Genomic DNA, 22042 nt, shown 5'->3' on the forward strand with positions numbered 1-22042 from the left:
ACGCATAAGTTAAGAATGCTTTAGCAAAGTCAGGAGCTTTCTTTGGTCACCGTCGATAAACAAGACTCAATAACATTAAAAATCAGTCATGCACTCGCAAAGAGCAAAAGTGTCGACCTAGATATTTACTTTTTTATACCTGGTGAGCTTGGTTTAAACGCCGATATCATCAGTGAATCCGAATTTTATTACACCTCAATAACACAGCAACGATCTTATTACAGTACTGAAATCCTTCTTCCGCTAGTACACAGTCGACTTGCCAAACGTGGACGCCTGTCGAATCAGCAATACCGAGTAAGTTTGAGTTTGTTCGCTTACCAATACGTTATCGCGCTAGACAAAGCGGTAGCAAGTTTAAACAAACATGAGAACAACTCCGTAACGGAAGATGAAGTGGACGAAGTTATCGAGCTCACGCTTGAGATCTTAAAGCGCTTGCGGCGTTCTATTCCTTACGAAGAGAACTTAAAACGCTACTACGTTAACATCGATAACTATCTGTCTTGGTATACCGAGCAAAAGTTCCTGTCACTGGTGGCCCACCTACCACGTGAAGGCGACTATGGCACGATCAAGAAGCGCCTGATCACGCTATGTGAGAAAGAGCAAGCCCATCGTAAACTCAACAAATACAACTCATCAAGAGTCGTTGAAGACGTTACTCGCTTATCTAACAAAATGCGCTTGCTAAGGCGATTGATTGAACACCCTATCGTGCTTCGTGAAGAAACCATATCGATGGGTAACAACATTAAGCGCGCTATCAAAGGTATTGCAACCGGTTTAGTGATGGTTGTCGTGACCTCAACCGTGATTCTCGCTCGCGATTATCTGGGGGAAATTTCTGCCTCATTCATTATCGCGATGTCTTTTATTTACGCTTTACGAGAAATCTTTAAAGATGATTTACGCGATGCCATGTGGCGATGGATCCGTAAAGGCAAGCCAAAATGGCGTAAGAAGTATGTTGACCCAACGACGAAAAAAGTGGTTGGCAAAAAATTGGAGTGGCTAGATTATCGTACCTTAAGTAGCTTGCCGGATAAGATTCAAAGAATACGTAAAAAGCGCGTCGTGCAACGTGAAGAGCAGATTCTTCATTATCACGAGAAAACCGAAATGGCGACCTCTCTTTTCTTGAGTGGTTACGAACAAACGAGAGAAACATTGAACATCAGTTTACGCCCTATCATCCGCTTGATGGATAAAAGCTCAAATCGAGTTTACCGTTTAAATGAAGGTCAAGTAACCAAAGAGTCAGTAGAGAAACGTCATTTGCTCAATGTGATTGTCAAAGAGGACAACCACACCGATGAGCCTGTTTATTACCGCTGGAAAGTGGTCTTAAATCGCTCCAAAATCGTCTCTATCGAGAAGATTGAACTCAATTAAGCCAACGCCTTTAAACAAACGAGCCACAAACCACTAGGCAGCCTCTTTTCTTTGTTGGGCTGCTTTTTTTATCGAAAGAGTAAGCGAGAATTCAGCCATTGGCTCGTCACCATGTAAGTTAGGACACAGCGCGACAATTTTTACGTCACGATTTACTCGTTCACCTGTTGCCAAGGTGTGCTCGAGCATCTCATCAATGACATGACCATCGTTACAAACAAAGTGCACATCGGCTTCCGGGCGCTTTAAAAACTCGGCTTTCACACCTTTAAATGCTAGCGAGATCGCTTCTCCCTTTTCTTGCGCTTTACTCATAGCAAGAAAACCACCAGCAACATCAGCGCCAACGGCTAAAGCGCCGAAATACATGCTATTCAGGTGGTTCTTCGTTCTTCTGCGCAATGGGATACGAACCTCAACATGCTTGCTATCTATCGCAATGATTTTAGGGTGGCAAAGCCAAATCAGCGGCACTTTCGAAAAGCCAAACAGATTTAGATACAAATTCGCACGACGTAGAGCTGATAACATTTTGGTCTCCTTACCAATCTAGTCAGACCAGTTAATCAACGAAAGAAATAGATGTCAAAGAAATGTTAACAAAAGCTCGATCTCACGAGTTATTTAACCCTCACAAAGTGACGGCGTCACCCGTAAGGTATGAAGTTTATCGCAGTTACTTAGATTACCTTACAGCGAGATAGATAAAATGGTTATAAATTCAAATGTATATATATATTGATTTAATGATCAAGTTTTGTCATTTATACATAAGTCATTTAAATGAATACCTACACCTTTGTATACAATTCGGTATTTCCTGGCGAAGATTCCCGTGAAACGGTTTATTCCTGCCTGTAATTCCGTTATCTTTACCCCTTCGCAATAGAGAATAAAGCTATAACATGCCTATAAAAACAGATGAATTGAGAACCCAGCCTTTGGGTCCAATGCCTACCCCAGCAGAGCTAGGTAGTGTACATCCTATTACGGATGACGTTGCAGACCGTATCGCTCAATCTCGTCGTCAGATTGAAAACATTTTATCGGGTGAAGACGATCGCCTTCTTGCGATTGTAGGTCCGTGTTCCGTTCACGACACTGAAGCTGCCATTGATTACGCCACTCGCCTGAGTGAAATCCAAGACAAGTACAAAGACGAACTGTTTATCGTGATGCGTACTTACTTTGAAAAGCCTCGTACAGTAGTTGGTTGGAAAGGTTTGATTACGGACCCTAACCTAGATGGTTCTTACGCACTTGAAGCTGGTCTTCATAAAGCTCGTAAACTACTACTGGATATCAACAAGCTTGGTCTTGCGACTGCTACTGAGTTTCTTGATATGATCACTGGTCAATACATCGCGGATTTGATCACTTGGGGCGCGATTGGTGCTCGCACAACGGAATCACAAATTCACCGTGAAATGGCGTCGGCACTATCTTGCCCAGTTGGTTTCAAAAATGGCACAAATGGCAACGTAAAAATTGCAATTGATGCAATTCGCGCATCGAAAGCATCGCATTACTTCTACTCGCCAGATAAGAACGGTCGAATGACGGTTTACCGCACAAGTGGCAACCCTTACGGTCATATTATTCTGCGCGGTGGAGAAAAAGGCCCTAACTTTGATGAAGCATCAGTCAAACAAGCATGTGATGCTTTAGCTGAGTTTGGATTGCCACAACGTTTGGTTGTGGATTTCAGCCATGCAAACTGTCAGAAGCAACACAGAAAACAAATCGACGTAGCTCAGGACATTTGTAACCAAATTAAGTCAGGCAGCACTCGTATTGCGGGTATCATGGCTGAAAGCTTTATTCTTGAAGGCAATCAGCCAATGACTGACATCAATAACCTAACGTATGGTCAGTCTATTACAGATCCATGCCTAGGTTGGGAAGACACTGCTACAATGCTAGATATGCTGGCAAGCGCTGTTAAGTCCCGAAAGTCCCTATAACAAAATAATCAAGGAATCTTCATGCCATCGTTTGATATTGTTTCTGAAATCGATACGGTTGAACTACGTAACGCCGTTGATAACGCTAACCGTGAATTGTCTACTCGTTTCGATTTCCGCAACGTAAATGCGAGCTTTGAGCTAGTAGAAGAAAACGTAAAAATGTCTGCGGAAGGTGACTTCCAACTTAAGCAAATGCGCGATATTTTACGCGGCCACTTAGCGAAGCGTAACATTGACGCGAACGCAATGGATGCACAAGACCCAGACGTTACTGGTAAAAACTGGCACCAAACTCTGCTTTTCCGCCAAGGTATTGATACTCCAACGGCGAAAAAAGTAGTGAAACTTATCAAAGACGCAAAGTTAAAAGTACAAGCCTCTATTCAAGGCGACAAAGTACGTGTTACTGGTAAGAAACGCGACGACCTGCAAGCGACAATGGCAGCGATTCGTGAAGCAGAGATGGGTATCCCATTCCAGTTTAACAACTTCCGTGATTAATCAATCTGAGAAGTAAATAAAAACGCCAGCGCATAATCCGCTGGCGTTTTTTATTGGCTTTAGTGTAACGAACTACGTATCCACTTTAGCATTTGGCATTGCTAGATAACTAAGTCCTGCCCTTGCAGCAATACGAATTCGCTCGTTCCTTGTGGTATGAACACGCAAATTCGAAGCTTTTCAGCTTTAGCCTTGGCCAGCATATCCGAAAGCTCAGCAGCGCTCGAGAAAGCTTCTCTTTCTGCATCTCTTCGTATTAGTTCTAACACATTCGCTTCACATCGAGTTGAGTACAGAGCCAGCTCCGCTTGTTGCATATAGCGTACGGCTTTTATTGGCAACATCTCAACATCTTTCCCAACATGAACCCAAGTACAACTTCCCTTTTCATCTAAAGGTGTTGCCATGGTCGCTTGGTAAATTGCTTCTAACTCTCGATTATCTCGTGCGTTTTCAACCTCGGGATTCGAGAAGAATTGCTCCCAAAACTTACGGCGTAAATCGACGCTAGGCAATGCCTCTTTAATTGAGTTTCGCTTTGAGTTAGCAAAATCCGCCATCAACCCCATGTTTTGTGGCAGTATCGATTCAAGTTTTTCACGGATGTTTCGAATTAAAACTGGCGAAGCTCCACCACTAGAGATAGCGATTTGGATGCGGCCACGATTAATCATAGACGGCGTGATGAAATCACAATAAGGCTTATCATCCACAACGTTAACCAAGATGCCTAGCTCTTTGGCATCTTTGTACACTTGGTGATTTAGCTCAGGATTGTCTGTCGTCGCCCACACTTGAACAAAGCTTTTAGTGACAATGTCACTCGAATAGAAACGTTGTACCCAGCGCAGTTGATGCTCAGAAGCAAGCTTAGACAGAAAATCAACCAACGTCGGAGAAACGATAGTCACATCCGCCCCAGCCTTTAGCAACGCTTCCACCTTTCGGCTTGCCACCTCACCGCCACCCACGACGAGAACGGGTTTATTAATTAAATCTAAGAACAGAGGAAAATATCGCATTTCAATCCATGATTACTCTAATTAGCTGTTGTAGACCATGCTACCAAAAATGGGGCAAGCTCATCACCCTGTTTCGGTATCACAAATAATTTTTGTTTGAATTTTTACTAAACTTCACCTTGCTCAGCTAATGACAGTTTTAATAACAACTTTTTATTCTTTTGTATTGTTCACTCTTCTATTGATTGTTCTGATGCACCAAATTGTCCATGAATTGCACTATTTACAAACAATTAACATTTCGTCATTCTAAATCTCAAGGCACTTTGTAAGTTCTCTCAAAACTTCATTTAAATTATATATTTGAGAATTAACAGATCCTTTCCTACGCTTATAACTGGTTGATCTATCGAATGCCGTTTCTTCGAAAATCAATCACGTAGGACGATAACTCTAACGAATTGGACACGTTATTTCAGGTCACTCCTGATTAAACATGGATCATACAGGAAGGATACAAATGGCAAATAAACTCACAGTTCTTGCTTCCGTCGTAGCGGCTTCTACTGCGATGATGGCAACATCAGCTCAAGCAGCAGACACTACTCTGGACAAAGTCACAAAACAAGGCTTTCTTACTTGTGGCGTAAGTACCGGTCTACCTGGTTTCTCTAACCCTAACTCAAAAGGCGAATGGGAAGGTATCGACGTAGAATATTGCCAAGCACTGGCTGCAGCCGTTCTTGGGGATAAAACGAAAGTTAAATATGTACCCCTAACCGCAAAAGAACGTTTCACTGCGCTTCAATCTGGTGAGATTGATGTGCTTTCCCGTAACACGACCTGGACTCTCCACCGTGACACTGCACTGGGCCTAAACTTCGTAGGTGTGAACTACTACGACGGTCAAGGCTTTATGGTGAAGAAGGAACTTGGTATATCAAGTGCTAAAGAGCTTGATGGTGCGTCGGTATGTGTTCAATCAGGTACAACAACCGAGCTAAACCTTGCAGATTATTTCCGCAACCAAGGCATGGCGTACAAACCAGTGGTATTCGACACAGCTGCGCAAACTTCGAAAGGTTTTGATGCGGGACGCTGTGACGTATTAACAACTGACCAATCTGGCCTTTATGCACTGCGTTTGAATTTGAAAGATCCGTCCTCTGCGGCCGTTCTTCCAGAAATCATCTCTAAAGAGCCACTAGGTCCAGTCGTTCGTCAAGGCGATGATCAATGGTTTAACATCGCTAAGTGGACATTGTCTGCGATGATTAACGCTGAAGAATACGGTATTAGTTCGAAGAATGCGGATGAAATGCTGAAGTCAACAGATCCAAACATCAAACGTATCCTCGGTGTTGATGGCCCTAAAGGCAAAGGTTTGGGTATTCGTGACGATTGGGGCTACCAAGTTATCAAACAAGTTGGTAATTATGGTGAAAGCTTCGAACGTACAGTCGGTACTGGTTCGCCGTTAGAAATCTCTCGTGGCGTTAATGCGCTATGGAATGCAGGCGGCTTTATGTACGCGCCACCAATCCGATAGAAAGAGTTAATCAGGGCGGTTCATGCCGCCCTTTTTCTTGATTATATCTCACTGTATGAGTAAGGATCGCTCATTGGATGGCGAAAAGCGCTCGCTTTGTGGAACGGCTTTAAAGGTTCGTAAGCCACTAGACATGAGAGCGTTATTCTTTAGCCAGCAAGGACGAAACTTCGTTATACAGGCCGATATCTATAACTAAGGTTTGAGGTTATCGCTGTATGAAACCGACACAAGATGCATCGCCAAGTACGATGTCCAAACCAAGCGGAAGCAAGAGCCTGATTTATAATCCTGCCTTTCGTTCTGCTATTTTCCAGATCATTGCCATTGCTGCACTGGTATTTTTCTTTTACACGATTGTAAACAACGCTCTCAATAACTTAGATGCTCGTGGTATTGCAACGGGCTTCGGTTTTCTGAATCAAGAAGCCGGGTTTGGTATTGGGTTAACATTAATTGAATACGATGAAACGTACTCTTACGGTAGAACATTTATCATCGGCCTTCTTAATACGGCGTTAGTCTCCGTATTAGGTATTATTCTGGCTACTGTGATTGGCTTTACCATGGGGGTTGCCCGCCTTTCTTCTAACTGGTTAGTTAGTCGTTTAGCGGCAGTTTATATCGAAACTTTCCGAAATATCCCCCTTCTTCTGCAAATATTCTTCTGGTATTTCGCTGTTCTTCAAGCATTACCCTCACCACGCCAAAGCTTAAGTCTTGGTGAAGCTATTTTCCTGAACGTTCGTGGCTTATATTTCCCTGCACCGACTATGGAACCTGGCAGTAGCTACGTTATTGCCGCGTTAATCTTCGGGGTAATCGCAAGCTTATTAATTAATGTATGGGCGAATAATAAGCAACGTCTCACTGGGCAACAAACCCCAATGGGAAGAATAGTTTTGGGTTTAGTTGTTGGCCTTCCATTGGTTGTGTACTTCCTTGCTGGTATGCCAATTTCACTGAATTATCCTGAACTAAAAGGGTTTAACTTCCGAGGTGGTATTAGCATTATTCCTGAATTGGCTGCGCTACTTTTGGCATTGAGTGTTTATACAGCTTCTTTCATTGCTGAGATTGTGCGCTCTGGTATTAATGCGGTAAGCCATGGTCAAACCGAAGCAGCGATGTCGCTAGGCTTACCACGCTCGAAAACTTTAAAGCTTGTTGTCATTCCTCAAGCGTTACGAATTATTATTCCACCTTTAACCAGTCAATATCTCAACCTCACCAAAAACTCATCGTTAGCGATGGCGATTGGTTATCCAGATCTTGTCTCTGTGTTTGCTGGTACTACCCTGAACCAAACGGGACAAGCGATTGAGATCATTGCGATGACGATGGGCGTGTACTTGACATTAAGTCTGATTACGTCTGCATTAATGAACTTGTATAACCGTAAAGTCGCGCTGGTGGAGAGATAATATGAGTACTCATCAATTTCAACCGGATCTCCCACCACCCGCCAATACTGTAGGCTTCGTTGGTTGGATGCGGAAAAATCTATTTAATGGCCCTATCAATTCCATTGTTACTGTCATTCTTGCGTATATTGTCGTAACTGCAATATGGTATATCGTGGATTGGGCGTTTATTAACGCTGACTGGATTGGCTCAACGCGTGACGACTGTAGCCGAGATGGTGCTTGCTGGGTATTTATCAGCGTGCGCTGGGAGCAGTTCATGTATGGTTTTTATCCAGAGTCCGAACTATGGCGCCCTCGCCTTTTCTATATCACATTGGCCATATTTACTGTTTTACTCGCTTATGAGAAGACACCGAAAAGGATGTGGATTTGGCTTTTCTTCGTAAACATCTACCCATTCATCATCGCTGGGCTGTTATACGGGGGTGTCTTTGGACTAGAAGTGGTCGATACACACAAATGGGGTGGATTACTCGTTACGCTCATTATTGCGTTAGTTGGTATCGTAGTTTCACTGCCAATTGGTGTGGTGCTTGCGCTTGGTAGACGTTCAGAGATGCCGATCATTCGCAGCATTTGTACCGTCTACATTGAAGTTTGGCGTGGTGTTCCGCTGATTACGGTTTTGTTCATGGCTTCGGTTATGCTTCCATTGTTTATGTCTGAAGGTTCAGAGACAGATAAACTGATTCGCGCCCTTATAGGTGTGGTTATGTTTGCCTCCGCTTACATGGCAGAAGTGGTACGCGGTGGTCTACAAGCCATTCCGAAAGGTCAATATGAAGCCGCTGATGCGCTTGGGTTAAGTTACTGGAAAAAGACTGGGCTTATTATCTTGCCACAGGCGCTAAAGATTACTATTCCTTCTATCGTGAACACCTTCATCGGTTTGTTCAAAGACACCAGTTTAGTACTCATCATTGGCATGTTTGACGTACTCGGTATAGGACAAGCAGCAAATACCGACCCTGAATGGTTAGGTTTTGCTACAGAAAGTTATGTATTTGTCGCGTTAGTGTTTTGGGTATTTTGTTTTGGCATGTCGCGCTATTCGATATGGCTTGAAAACAAACTTCATACCGGTCACAAACGATAACTCATCAAGATCAAGGACGTATTATGACGCAACAACAAGACTACATGATCCAATTGAAGGACATGAATAAATGGTATGGTGAGTTTCACGTACTAAAAAATATTAACCTCGACGTTAAGCGCGGCGAGAAAATCGTTATCTGTGGTCCATCAGGGTCGGGAAAGTCAACGATGATTCGCTGTATTAACCGCCTTGAAGAGCACCAAGCAGGCAGCATTTACGTCTCTGGTACGGAATTAACTGAAGACTTAAAGAACATTGAAGCAGTACGCCGAGAAGTGGGCATGTGCTTTCAACACTTTAATCTCTTCCCTCATTTAACCGTACTGGAAAACTGTACGCTCGCGCCTATCTGGGTGAAGAAGATGCCAAAAGATGAGGCAGAAGCAGTTGCGATGAAATATCTGGAACGTGTTAAAATTCCAGACCAAGCGGAGAAGTATCCCGGTCAGTTGTCTGGTGGCCAGCAACAACGTGTGGCGATTGCTCGCTCTTTGTGTATGAACCCTAAAGTCATGCTTTTTGATGAGCCAACATCTGCACTCGACCCGGAAATGGTTCGCGAAGTACTGGATGTAATGGTCGAACTCGCCGAGGAAGGCATGACTATGCTATGTGTGACACATGAAATGGGCTTTGCTAAAGAGGTTGCCGATCGCGTGATATTCATGGACGCAGGAGAGATCATCGAAGAAAACAACCCGGTCGACTTCTTTGAGAATCCTCAATCGGATAGGACCCAAAACTTCCTAGCGCAAATCTTACACCACTAAGATTTAGCCGAATCGACATAAAAAAGCACTGGTTTCTATGAAGCCAGTGCTTTTTGTTACTAAATTCAAAAATCTGTGTAAGAATCAACATAGCTATGCTGTGCAGTAATATTGTGTTACAAGTTGCCAAATACATAACATCTTATTTCTATTATTATTTTATCTAAGTTACGTATGGTTAGGGCTTGATTTTTTGAACTTTCAATCCCATAAATGTACTTAAAAGAAAGTCTCTTATCGAGGAAGATTATGAACAGTCCAATGTTTACCCGCACTTCAACTCAAGAAAGTGCTCTACAAACGAACAAAGTATTGCGTAATACTTACGCTCTACTTTCAATGACACTTTTATGGTCGGCAGTCGTTGCTGGCGTTGCAATGGCATTTAACCTTCCACATCCAGGTATCATCCTAATGCTGGTTGGTTTCTACGGCCTATTATTCTTAACAGAGAAAAACCGTAACAACAGTCTTGGCCTTGTGTTTACGTTCCTATTTACTGGCTTCTTAGGTTACACCGTTGGCCCTATTCTAAACATGTACATTGGTGCAGGCATGGGCGATATCGTATTAACCGCACTCGGTGGTACGGCACTATCTTTCATGGCAGCATCGGCATACGCACTAACAACGAAACGTGACCTATCGATGATGGGTGGCTTAATGCTATCACTATTTGTTGTGCTGGTTGTGGGCATGATTGCAAGCTTCTTTATTCAATCAACCCTCTTACACTTGGCGTTGAGCAGCTTGTTTATCATTTTCTCTACTATGGCGATCCTGATGACAACACAAAGCATTATTCGTGGCGGTGAAACAAACTACATCTCTGCGACAGTAACTTTGTATGTATCAATCTACAACATCTTCATCAGCCTACTAAGCATCCTAGGTATTATGAACGACGATTAATCGTTTCTCGTTAAGTAGAATAAAAAAGCCCGAAGGTAATTCCTTCGGGCTTTTTCTTTGTGTGCAATTCAGTGTATTACGCCTGCTCTGCTGACAACTCGATAACTTCGTCAGCTTCTGGATTTTCTCTAAAGCGTCTCACTTTGATCGTTTCCTCTCCTAACATGATTTGCTTGGCGATTCGGTGCATACCGTCAAAAACACGATAGTCACTGGTTAAGATTACCGGATACGACAAATCAGCATTGTTGATTCGTTGACAATGTTTTGCAATTTCACGGCAGGTTGGCTGTGGCCCTTCATGACTAAACCAAGTCAATTCATTTGGGCCTTTGATATCATCAATCGAAATTTCTTCTACAGGTAAGGATTCTGCAAGTTGCCAAATACGCTCGATGGACCAAGTGGATTTTACATTGTCATTAATCTCAATGTAACGTTGTTTCGACATGACTAACTCCTTGTCATCATTGTTGTTTCTAACCTGAATACAGGCTTTCATTAATCCAATGAGAATATCGGTCTATGAAAACAAACACAACGTTTAAGCTATTAATTCTCAAACAATCGCTATATCGCCTGTATGAGCGCTTTAAAATCACCTCTCTCAGTTTGTAAACTGATTTCAGGGTATAACTTGTCTTAATTCAAACCGCGACTTCGCAATCGCTCATCGACTGATGACAAGAAGCAAAATACTCCAAACGCAACCCACCAATAACCGAACATCTTGAGCGCGGGCAACCAGACTACTGATTTACCAGCTACGCTAAAAAATATGTAGGCCGACATCATCGGTGTCACTAACATGACTCCCCAAGTCAAAAAAAGTAACGGCCCATAGATGTACTGCAACCAAGCATACTTCGGTTTTATAGGATTATGTTTTACAAATCCCGTCAGACATAGAAAAGAGAAAATGCTAAAACATGCTTGCAGTACCGCCCATCCAATGGAAACGAAAAGATTCGACCACTCCATACACTCCTGAATTGCTCCGTGTTGTTGTTAAGCATGGGTGAACATAACGATTTTTTTCAATTTATTCTTTTGATTTAAAACTAGTTTATATTCGTTGTGATCGACTTATCTAAAACAATAAATATAACTGACAAATCAATCACACCAAGCGAATTGCATAACAATGCAAAACCACCGATATCAACCCCGAAAATTTTCTAACAACACGAATAAAAAAACAAATTTATGCTTAAAATATAATTTAAGAGTATTCAGTTATAGGCCACTACTTTGTACGCTTTTGCTTCGCTCGGCACTACTTCGAGATTCTTTTGTTGAGAACATTCTCGGCTGTCGCTAATCTATAAACATCCATGTTTACTTAACGGATAAAACGTTATGTTCGTTTACAACGGCAAAGAAATTGAAACGGATGCTCAAGGCTACTTATTGGATCATACTCAATGGGAAGAAGGTATGATTGAGCTTTTAGCAAAAGAAGAAGACATCGAGCTTACGGATGCTCATTTGGAAGTTGTGCATTTTGTGCGAGACTTTTATGAAGAGTTTAATACCTCCCCTGCAGTGCGTATGCTTGTGAAAGCGATGGAAAAAGCGCACGGCCCGGAAAAAGGTAACAGTAAGTATCTATTCAAGCTGTTTAAAAAGGGGCCAGCCAAACAAGCAACCAAATTAGCCGGCCTACCAAAGCCAGCTAAATGCTTGTAGATTCATAAAATTTTAAAACCGCGTAACGGCTTATACGACGCAGGCTCCTGCATCACATGCTCTACTGTTGCCGTTCGCGGTCCTTCTTGTAACCATTCCGAAAACGCAACTATTTGCGCGTCTGTTCCACACGCCATCACTTCAACATCACCATTGTTTAGGTTCTTCGCATAACCTGTTAACCCTAGCTTCAATCCTTGATGGGAAGTATGGTAACGAAAGCCGACGCCTTGAACGTGACCTTTTACTATAAATCTCTCACACTTTACGTTCATCTTTGTACCGCTTCTTTTTACTGAGTGATATATTCTTTTCGTCTATTCACCCCACTAAGGATAGTGGGTTTTTGCACGGTTATTATAATTATGAAAGAAATTCCATTCCGCTGGATTGATAAGTATCTCATTCACTTAAAGATTCAAGAAAAGTTCTATTTGCTCTTCGTTCTCCCTCTTCTTGCTTTAGTCATTCTCACACTCGTCCTTAATAGCGCGGCTAATACACTGATCTCAAATATGTACCAAGAAGAGCTCATGCTTATGAAAGGTCTGATAGAGGCAGGCAACCTTTCTCAATCTCAAGTAGCAAGCCTCATAGCGGGTTCAGAAACCGTTTCTATTGGCTCAGGGCCGCAATCCGTGTCAGTTTTAAATGGTGCGTACAGCTTGGTTGCAAACCATGAACTTTCTTTATGGACTGCCCTATCAACGACTCAAGTGAGCATCATCTGTGTGAACTTGTTTATTCTCGCTCTTGGCGTTTACTACATCATGACGTTTATTGGCGGCGCGATGTTCACGATGAACAAAGCATTAAACACTCTTGCTGGTGGCGACCTAACTGCGAGAATGAACTTCTTCCCTGTTCGCGACGAGTTTAGTGAAATTGCTATTACGATAGACAAAGTTGCAGAACGAGAGCAACAAATGGTGCTGTCGATTCAAGAGTCTGTGGCTTTAATGCAACAAATTAGCTCAGATCTGAATCAATCGATTCATCACAGTTCAGATATTTCAGCGACTCAGCAGGAACACCTCAACTCTCTTGCGAGTGCAACTGAACAGATGGCATCAACGATTCGAGAAGTCGCGACACTAGCTCACGATTCAAGCACGCAAACCGATGATGCACGTAACGTGGCTCAGTCTGGACAAGTGAAAGTTGAGAATACGCTTCACTCGATTTCGAACCTTTCTAATGAGATTCAATCTGCGTCTCAAGCCGTTGCCGAGTTAGATGCCAATGCAGCACAAATTGATGAAGTCGTGACAACCATCAATGGGATCTCCGAGCAAACCAACCTACTTGCTCTGAACGCGGCTATTGAAGCTGCACGTGCTGGAGAACAAGGTCGTGGATTTGCGGTCGTTGCGGATGAAGTTCGCGCTCTTGCGGGACGCACTCAGCAAGCGACAGTTGAAATCCAAACGATGATCGAATCGTTACAGCGTAACAGCCAGTCGCTTACTAAGCTGATGGAAGTGACAGTTAATAACGCAAATGAGGGACAAAACCTCATGACGGAAGTGAATCACGAAATCGGCTCTTTGGCAGATAAAAATCAAACTATCTCCGACAGTAGCATTCAAATTGCAACAGCAGCTGAAGAGCAAGGTGTAGTCGCGGACAATATCGCCTCAAGCGTTGAAGAAATTCGAGTTCAAGCAGATAACGTGTGCAATATGATAAGCAAGACTTCACAAAACGTTGCTCAACTGCGTAAGCAAAGCGACACAATGGAAGCTCTACTTACTGGACTTAAAGCATAGCAACGGAATCTGTTACAGCAAATTCAAATAAAAGGGTCACTTTAGTGACCTTTTTTGTATTTAAAAGTCACTACAATGTACTGGATTGCCGAGGGATATTGCTTTTACCATTCACATCCCGGACAATACGCCCCTTTCAAAATTCAACAAGAGCTAATGAAATGACAGCTGCTATCTATTTGGTTAAAGGTCGTGAGAAATCGGTCAAGCGCAAGCACCCTTGGATCTTCTCTCGAGGCATCAACAAAGTTGAGGGCGAACCTGCTCTTGGCGAAACGGTTGATGTATTCACTCACGACGGCAAATGGCTAGCTAAGGCGGCATATTCGCCAGCTTCACAAATTCGTGCTCGTATTTGGAGTTTTGATAAAGAAGAAATCGACACCGCGTTTTTCGTTAAACGACTTAAAGACGCACAACTTCTTCGTGAAGACATTATCGAACGTGATGGCCTTACGGGTTATCGCCTTATCGCAGCAGAGTCTGACGGCTTACCAGGCGTTACGATCGACCGTTACCAAAATTTCTTTGTGTGCCAACTTCTCAGTGCTGGAGCAGAACACAATAAGCAGGCTATTGTTGACGCTCTGGTTGAGTGCTTCCCTGATTGTAATGTGTACGAGCGCTCTGACGTGGCCGTTCGTAAAAAAGAAGGTTTAAAAGAGATCACAGGCGTCTTGCACGGCGAAGAGCCACCTAAATCAGTCGTCATCGAAGAAAATGGCGTAAAGATTAGTGTAGATATTGTTGGCGGACACAAAACAGGTTTCTATCTAGATCAACGTGATAGTCGCCAGCAAGCGATGAAATATATGAAAGGCAAAGAAGTTCTTAACTGCTTCTCTTACACTGGTGGCTTCGGGCTTTACGCTCTAAAAGGTGATGCAAAGCGTGTGATTAACGCTGACGTGTCACAACCTGCTTTAGATACCGCAAAATTCAACGCAGAACTAAACGAGTTTGATATTTCGAAGAAGCGTGCCGTGTTCCTAAATGCAGACGTGTTTAAGCTGCTTCGTGAGTATCGTGATCAAGGAACTCAGTTCGATGTTGTGATCATGGACCCACCGAAGTTCGCAGAGAGCAAAGCACAACTAAACGGCGCATGTCGTGGTTACAAAGACATCAACATGCTAGCAATGCAAATTCTAAAACCGGGCGGCACGCTACTGACCTACTCTTGCTCTGGCTTGATGGATCAAGTTCTGTTCCAGAAAATCATCGCTGATGCAGCCGTAGACGCTAACCGCCAAGTAAAGTTTGTGGAGCGTTTTGAACAAGCCGCTGACCACCCAACCGATACCGCATATCCAGAAGGTTTCTACTTAAAAGGTTTTGCATGTAAAGTGCTTTAATTATTGCCTGAACTTACTGCATTACTAAATGAAAAACGGAGCTTTCGCTCCGTTTTTCATTTTGAATCATTTACTCTCGTAATTGTTCAAGATTAGAAATCAAACTATTGGCAATATCAGAAGCAGAAGCTCCGTCAAAATTAACCTCCAACTGTTGTCCATCTTTATTTATGGTCAGAGTTGAGTTACCTCCACTTTCAGTCACCGCCACCGTGATATCATCCACGCTTCCGTGATAATCGCCAGAGCCGAGATCATCAAGTAATGTGGAAATATCAGTACCACTCATATCATCAAATACATCGGTAAAATCGAGCTGATCCCCGTCACTGAAATCCGTCACGGTGTCAGTTGCGGATTGCATCTCTGTCCACTTGAAGATGTCATCACCTCCGCCACCAGTCAAAATATCATTACCTAGACCACCAATTAGAATATCATTACCATCGGTGCCTACAAGAACATCATCTTGGTCTGTTCCCATGATGATATTAGGCTCTTGCTGTAACGAAGCAGTCTGTGTACCGAAAGCGGTCACTGTTTCAAAAGAGACATTGTTAAAATCAATATCAACGGTTGCAGTGGTATCGCTTTCTAAACCATCTGAGTCAATCGCTTTGTAATCAAACGAGTCGTTTACATTATTAAAACTTGTAATCTGAGTACCAACTAGAGTAAAGCTGGCTTTATCACTTGAACTGTCTGTTTCAGGGAACAAGCGAATCTCATCAAAACTGCCATTACTTAGCGATACGTCAGCGTAACCTTCTTGATTACCAGTAAATACGATGTCACTGGTCTGTATGGTTTGTATATCAACAAGAGTATCGCCCATATAAAAGTATGCTTGAATCCAAGCGCCGCCACTGTTAAACCTATCATTCAAGCTTGCTAGGTTTAACCTTGCTTCTTTAGCTTCAAGCCCTTCATCTAATTCAATGGCAATGAACTCACTCGTACTAATTTCATCCCCTTGGCCAGTTTCGCCCGGTGACACTACAACTAAACCTACCTGCTGAGCGGCAAAGTCAACCTTGATTTGAGCATTATTGATAAAGTCACCATTACCATCAATGGTTCCTCCAAAGAAACTTAAACCGTTAACATCGACTGAATCGGCAATGAAGTCTTTAGAAAATTCATCGAGTAAATCTTGGGAATCAAAGCTTTGCTCATCAAAGAAATCTTCCGTTAGTGCATATCTGACTTCCGTAGTTTCTGGAATCACATCACCAATGTCCAATATGACTTCATTGTTCTGATCATCCAAGTAATAGAGATAGCCATAGTCTGGAAGCGTCGTGACACAGATGCTCGTTTCTTTATCATCTTGAAGATCAAAGTCATCTTCAAAGTCTTGCGCATGTGGTGCAAAGTCAATTAAAGCGTCTCCTCCCACACTAAGGTCAACCGAAATGCCAAAGTCTTCTACTGTCGGAGGTGTATTGTCATCATCAATAATCGTACCAAGGCCTGACACTGCAGGTGATTGCCCTTGAATCGAACCAGTTAAAACAAAGTTTTCTGAAGATTCATAAATCTGGTCTTCAACAGTGTTTACCGTAACACTAAAGTTAGTATCACTCGCAGGTACGGAGACATCAAACGTTCCATCAGGGTTTACCGCAATAACTTCCGTCGTGTTATCAGCATAAGTAATGGTCACACTCGTAGCGTTAAAATCATCTCCAGCGACAGCGGTTCCGTCTAAGAGAGACATACTAACCATAATCGCAACCGCACTTGCATTACTCAGTGTAACGTTAAATTTCGCATCGTTACCTTCCACCACTTGAATATCCGTAATTTCAGTGACAGTTGGTATGTCTGCATCATCGTTAATCGTTACGGTACCGACCGCAGCAGTTGTTTGCACAGCAGTGGCACCGGATAATGTAAAGTTCTCATCACCCTCATAAATATCATCGTTTAACGTCACCATAGTAACGCTAAATGTTGTGTCTAAAGCTGGTACAATGACATCAAACGTACCATCTGGGTTCACTGAAATAACGTCGGTACTACTATCAGCGTAGGTAACGGTTACTGTCGTATTTGTATAATCCGAACCTCCTTCAGCTGTCCCATTTGCTAATGTCATATTAACAACGGTGTTTGTGGTACTTGCATTGCTTAAAGTGACTTCAAGCGTTGCCAGCTCACCTTCACTAACTATGGCATCCGTAATCGCTGCTACAGTCGGTCGGTCATCATCAGGATCTGGTCCTGGGCCACTACCATCATCAACAATAGTACCGGTACCAATCACAGAGCCAACTTGGTTATCAGTGTTACCTGATAACGTAAAGGTTTCAGGTCCTTCGAATAAGTCATCATCTGTTGTACTTACAGAAACACTATAAGTCGTATCATTTGCGGGCACATCGACAATAAAGCTGCCATCTGGATTTACCGTAACGACTTCTATGCCGCCACTCTCATAAGTAATTGTTACTGAAGTGTCGGTGTAATCCACACCGCCTTCTGCTGATCCGTCAGTCAGCATCATATTGACAGTGGTGTTGGTGGTGCTTTCATTACTCAACGTTACATCTAGTGTTGCAATATCACCTTCGTTTACCGTTGTAGAGGTAATCGCTGCCACTGTTGGGCGATCGTCATCTGGATCAGGTCCTGGCCCCGAACCATCATCAAGAAGAGTCCCTGTACCTATTGCAGATGTAATTTGAGTGGCAGTTTTACCCGAGAGTGTTAAAGTCTCTGCGCCTTCGAATAGGTCATCATCAATAGTATTGACTGTGACGCTGAATGAGACGTCGTTCGCGGGAACTGAAACATCAAATGTTCCGTTTGCGTTGACAGTAATGACATCTGTTGAGTTATCCGCATAGGTGACTGTAACCGATGTATTGATGTAGTCTATGCCCCCCTCTGCGCTACCATCAGCGAGCACCATATTGACCAAACTTTCACTATCACTAGGGTTACTTAAAGTAACATCAAAAATGATAGGTTCACCTTCATTAACCACTTCACTAGAAATAGAGGCAACGCTGACTGTATCGTTATCAAGAATCGTTACCGTGCCTGTAACCGGAGTTGTTTGTATCTCGGTCTGTCCAATTAATGTGAAATTTTCATCGCTTTCGAACAGCTCATCGTCGGTGGTACTTATCACAATGTCAAAGGTCATATCACCAGCTGGTACGGACACATTAAATGTACCATCAGGGTTCACAGGGATAACGTCTGATGAACTATCTGCATAGGTAACAGTAACAGACGATTTGGTGTAATCTACCCCTCCCTCTGCTGTGCCATCATTAAGTGCCAGATTAACGAGAGTATCCGTAGTGCTTAGGTTACTCAAAGTGACAACCAACGTAGCAGACTCACCTTCGCTTACGGTTGTATCACTAATTGCCGCAACAACCGGACGGTCATCATCAGGATCAGGGCCCGGGCCACTGCCATCATCCACAATCGTTGCTGTGCCCGTATCACTGCCTTGCACCGCCCCGATGCCGGTTACTGTCACACTGAAATCTTCAGGGCCTTCATAAACGGCGTCATCAATGGAAGCGATACGCACATCAAATTCGGTTTGCTCGGCTGGCACGGTCACCACGCCATCATTTGGTACTGCAACCCAACCGCTTCCGGTGTTGTATTCTAAGGTACCTAAGTCACCGGCTTCGGTATCGCCAAGATTAAGACCCAGTTCCACCTGCGTTTCCGCTTCAGACGCGTTCGATAAGGTGACTTTGAAGTTAGCTGTTTCACCTTCATTAATGGTGCCAGCATCCGTAATAGTCACACTTGGGCGGTCATCGTCCGGATCTGGACCCGGACCACTGCCGTCATCCACTATCGTTGCCGTACCCGTATCGCTGCCTTGCACCGCGCCAATGCCAGTTACTGTCACACTGAAATCTTCAGGGCCTTCATAAACGGTGTCATCAATGGAAGCGATACGCACATCAAATTCGGTTTGTCCGGCTGGCACCGTCACCACACCATCGTTTGGCACTGCAACCCAACCACTTCCCGTGTTGTATTCTAAGGTACCTAAGTCACCGGCTTCAGTGTCACCCAAGTTTAGGCCTAGCTCGACTTGAACAGTGGACTCGGAGGCATTCGATAGCGTCACTTTGAAGTTCGCCGTATCACCCTCATTAATCGTGCCAGCATCGGTAATAGTCACACTTGGACGGTCATCATCCGGATCAGGGCCCGGGCCACTGCCATCATCCACAATCGTTGCTGTACCCGTATCACTGCCTTGCACCGCCCCGATGCCGGTTACTGTCACACTGAAATCTTCAGGGCCTTCATAAACGGCATCATCAATAGAAGCAATGCGCACATCAAACTCGGTTTTCCCGGCTGGCACCGTCACCACACCATCGTTTGGCACTGCAACCCAACCACTTCCCGTGTTGTATTCTAAGGTACCTAAGTCACCGGCTTCAGTGTCACCCAAGTTTAGGCCTAGCTCGACTTGAACAGTGGACTCGGAGGCATTCGATAGCGTCACTTTGAAGTTCGCCGTATCACCTTCATTAATAATGCCAGCATCGGTCATAGTCACGCTTGGGCGGTCATCATCGGGATCAGGTCCTGGACCACTACCGTCATCCACTATCGTTGCCGTTCCCGTATCGCTGCCTTGCACTGCCCCAATGCCAGTCACCGTCACGCTGAAATCTTCTGGGCCTTCGTACACCGCGTCATCAATGGAAGCGATACGCACATCAAACTCGGTTTGCCCTGCTGGCACCGTCACCACGCCATCGTTTGGCACTGCAACCCAACCGCTTCCCGTGTTGTATTCTAAGGTACCTAAGTCACCGGCTTCAGTGTCACCCGAGTTGAGGCCTAGCTCGACTTGAACAGTGGACTCGGAGGCATTCGATAGCGTCACTTTGAAGTTCGCCGTATCACCCTCATTAATAGTGCCAGCATCGGTAATAGTCACACTTGGACGGTCATCATCCGGATCAGGGCCCGGACCACTGCCATCATCCACTATCGTTGCCGTTCCCGTATCGCTGCCTTGCACTGCGCCAATGCCAGTCACCGTCACACTGAAATCTTCAGGGCCTTCATAAACGGTGTCATCAATAGAAGCAATACGCACATCAAATTCGGTTTGCTCGGCTGGCACCGTCACCACGCCATCGTTTGGCACTGTGACCCAACCGCTTCCCGTGTTGTATTCTAGGGTGCCCAAATCTCCAACTTCGGTATCGCCGAGATTAAGACCCAGTTCCACCTGCGTTTCCGCTTCAGACGCGTTCGATAAGGAGACTGTGAAGTTCGCTGTCTCACCCTCATTAATGGTGCCAGCATCGGTAATAGTCACACTTGGACGGTCATCATCCGGATCAGGGCCCGGACCACTGCCGTCATCCACTATCGTCGCCGTACCGGTATCGCTGCCTTGCACCGCCCCAATGCCAGTTACCGTCACACTGAAATCTTCAGGGCCTTCATAAACGGTGTCATCAATGGAAGCGATACGCACATCAAACTCAGTTTGCCCGGCTGGCACCGTCACCACACCATCATTTGGCACTGCAACCCAGCCACTTCCCGTGTTGTATTCTAAGAGACCTAAGTCACCGGCTTCGGTGTCACCTAAGTTAAGAGTCAGTTCAACCTCAACATCTATAGCTGATGGATTAGATAACGACACTTTAAAGCTAGCCGTTTCACCCTCATTAACTATCCCTGCATCGCTCATCGTTACCGTTGGGCGATCATCATCAGGACTTAAACCTGGCCCACTACCATCATCAACAATGGTTGCCACCCCGGTTGCAGGTGTATTTTGTTCTTCTGTTGTGCCAGAAAGCGTAAACGTTTCTGGGCCTTCGAATATAGAGTCATCTATAGAGTCGAGAGAAACCGTAAACCCGCTTTCACCTAATGGGACCGAGACTGTAAAAGTACCGTTATCATCAACCAAGATTTCTTCCGTTGTACCATCAGAAAATGTTATGAGAACACGCTCATTAACGTAGTCACTTCCGCTCTCGTCAGTTGAACCGCCAGTTGCGGTGCCATCAAGTAGCGACAAAGTGACATCAGTATTGTCCTCTGTTGCTTGGTTTAAAGTAATATCGAATACAACCTGATCACCTTCGTTGATAGTCGGACTGGATATTTCCTGAACAATTATCGTTGCAGGAATGGGGGTTGCTGTTGGTTCTGGTGGTTGTATTTGGAGAATATCGAGTAGCGTCTCTACCTGAGTACTTGAAAATCCTGTTCCGTCAGTTCCCACTGTCTCAAAATTGGTACTAGCGAGTAATTCAGCACCTGTGCGATCTATAGCTCCCGTATTCTGTGGGCTAGACCCGTTTCCTTCACCTGCAGCAGGTTCAAACTCTTCACCCAGCTCAGTCGGGTCTTCCCCACTCGCAATTGCTTCAATTAACGCAGTGATATCATCAGTTACATTTATTGAACTTCCTTGTGGTGTCACCTGCTCGATAACAAGTTCAGAAGTATCTGATACTTCATCGATTATTAACTCTCCTGGTTGAGGTAGTTGACCCTGACCTAAAGTCCTAATCTCCCCGTCCAACCCGATAACGACAATGTTGCCCGCCAATGAGCTAAAAGTTACACGTTCCATATCTACCTCGCCCCACTTCAAACCAAGTCAAAAGTTTGTCACC

General features: G+C 44.1%; 16 protein-coding genes. 11 read left to right on the plus strand and 5 right to left on the minus strand.

The annotated features are described in order from the left end of the window. Positions 1–42: 42 nt before the first annotated feature. Complete coding sequence (locus R7Q46_RS20740; protein WP_005377421.1) at positions 43–1395, plus strand: hypothetical protein; 1353 nt, start codon at positions 43–45, stop codon at positions 1393–1395. A 33-nt stretch (positions 1396–1428) separates the two neighbouring features. Here R7Q46_RS20740 and R7Q46_RS20745 read toward each other — a convergent pair whose 3' ends face one another. Then, positions 1429–1926: a DUF4442 domain-containing protein gene (locus R7Q46_RS20745; RefSeq protein WP_005377418.1), complete on the minus strand. Its 498-nt coding sequence runs from the start codon at positions 1924–1926 to the stop codon at positions 1429–1431. A gap of 374 nt (positions 1927–2300) precedes the next feature. Here R7Q46_RS20745 and R7Q46_RS20750 point away from each other — a divergent pair, with 374 nt between their 5' ends. Continuing rightward, on the plus strand, positions 2301–3359 hold the full coding sequence (locus tag R7Q46_RS20750; protein ID WP_005390197.1) for a 3-deoxy-7-phosphoheptulonate synthase: 1059 nt from the start codon (positions 2301–2303) through the stop codon (positions 3357–3359). 21 nt (positions 3360–3380) lie between these two features. Then, the gene (locus R7Q46_RS20755) at positions 3381–3863 is read left to right on the plus strand and encodes a YajQ family cyclic di-GMP-binding protein (RefSeq protein WP_005377415.1); all 483 of its coding nucleotides are present in this window, start codon (positions 3381–3383) and stop codon (positions 3861–3863) included. A 101-nt stretch (positions 3864–3964) separates the two neighbouring features. On the opposite strand, the gene R7Q46_RS20760 is transcribed toward R7Q46_RS20755, so the two are convergent. Beyond that, positions 3965–4885, minus strand: coding sequence for a bifunctional precorrin-2 dehydrogenase/sirohydrochlorin ferrochelatase (locus R7Q46_RS20760; RefSeq protein ID WP_005390199.1), 921 nt, complete (start codon positions 4883–4885; stop codon positions 3965–3967). 460 nt (positions 4886–5345) lie between these two features. Between R7Q46_RS20760 and R7Q46_RS20765 the strand changes: the two genes are divergently transcribed. From R7Q46_RS20765 to R7Q46_RS20785, 5 genes are all read left to right on the plus strand, one after another. Beyond that, positions 5346–6374, plus strand: a complete 1029-nt coding sequence (locus tag R7Q46_RS20765; protein WP_005377403.1) for an amino acid ABC transporter substrate-binding protein — start codon at positions 5346–5348, stop codon at positions 6372–6374. Between the two features lie 218 nt (positions 6375–6592). After that, on the plus strand, positions 6593–7798 hold the full coding sequence (locus R7Q46_RS20770; RefSeq protein ID WP_005377402.1) for an amino acid ABC transporter permease: 1206 nt from the start codon (positions 6593–6595) through the stop codon (positions 7796–7798). A 1-nt stretch (position 7799) separates the two neighbouring features. Then, on the plus strand, positions 7800–8897 hold the full coding sequence (locus R7Q46_RS20775) for an amino acid ABC transporter permease (protein ID WP_005389988.1): 1098 nt from the start codon (positions 7800–7802) through the stop codon (positions 8895–8897). Between the two features lie 23 nt (positions 8898–8920). After that, on the plus strand, positions 8921–9670 hold the full coding sequence (locus R7Q46_RS20780; protein ID WP_005377400.1) for an amino acid ABC transporter ATP-binding protein: 750 nt from the start codon (positions 8921–8923) through the stop codon (positions 9668–9670). Between the two features lie 249 nt (positions 9671–9919). After that, positions 9920–10582: a Bax inhibitor-1/YccA family protein gene (locus R7Q46_RS20785; protein WP_025766607.1), complete on the plus strand. Its 663-nt coding sequence runs from the start codon at positions 9920–9922 to the stop codon at positions 10580–10582. 76 nt (positions 10583–10658) lie between these two features. On the opposite strand, the gene R7Q46_RS20790 is transcribed toward R7Q46_RS20785, so the two are convergent. Beyond that, entirely contained in the window at positions 10659–11033 is a 375-nt protein-coding gene (locus R7Q46_RS20790; protein ID WP_318077761.1) for a chromosome partitioning protein ParB, read from the minus strand. Positions 11034–11941: 908 nt separating this feature from the next. On the opposite strand from R7Q46_RS20790, the gene R7Q46_RS20795 reads away from it, so the two are divergent. Continuing rightward, positions 11942–12271, plus strand: coding sequence for a TusE/DsrC/DsvC family sulfur relay protein (locus tag R7Q46_RS20795; protein ID WP_005377396.1), 330 nt, complete (start codon positions 11942–11944; stop codon positions 12269–12271). Positions 12272–12273: 2 nt separating this feature from the next. Here R7Q46_RS20795 and yccX read toward each other — a convergent pair whose 3' ends face one another. Beyond that, positions 12274–12546 (minus strand): acylphosphatase, encoded by a 273-nt coding sequence (gene yccX, locus R7Q46_RS20800; protein WP_017634611.1) that lies wholly within the window; start codon positions 12544–12546, stop codon positions 12274–12276. A 90-nt stretch (positions 12547–12636) separates the two neighbouring features. Here yccX and R7Q46_RS20805 point away from each other — a divergent pair, with 90 nt between their 5' ends. Then, positions 12637–14040, plus strand: coding sequence for a methyl-accepting chemotaxis protein (locus tag R7Q46_RS20805; protein WP_213960893.1), 1404 nt, complete (start codon positions 12637–12639; stop codon positions 14038–14040). Positions 14041–14201: 161 nt separating this feature from the next. Then, the gene (locus R7Q46_RS20810) at positions 14202–15395 is read left to right on the plus strand and encodes a class I SAM-dependent methyltransferase (protein WP_054574168.1); all 1194 of its coding nucleotides are present in this window, start codon (positions 14202–14204) and stop codon (positions 15393–15395) included. 70 nt (positions 15396–15465) lie between these two features. On the opposite strand, the gene R7Q46_RS20815 is transcribed toward R7Q46_RS20810, so the two are convergent. Continuing rightward, entirely contained in the window at positions 15466–21999 is a 6534-nt protein-coding gene (locus tag R7Q46_RS20815) for a Calx-beta domain-containing protein (RefSeq protein WP_262647683.1), read from the minus strand. Between the last annotated feature and the right edge of the window lie 43 nt (positions 22000–22042).

This window comes from Vibrio sp. 811 (assembly GCF_033339195.1).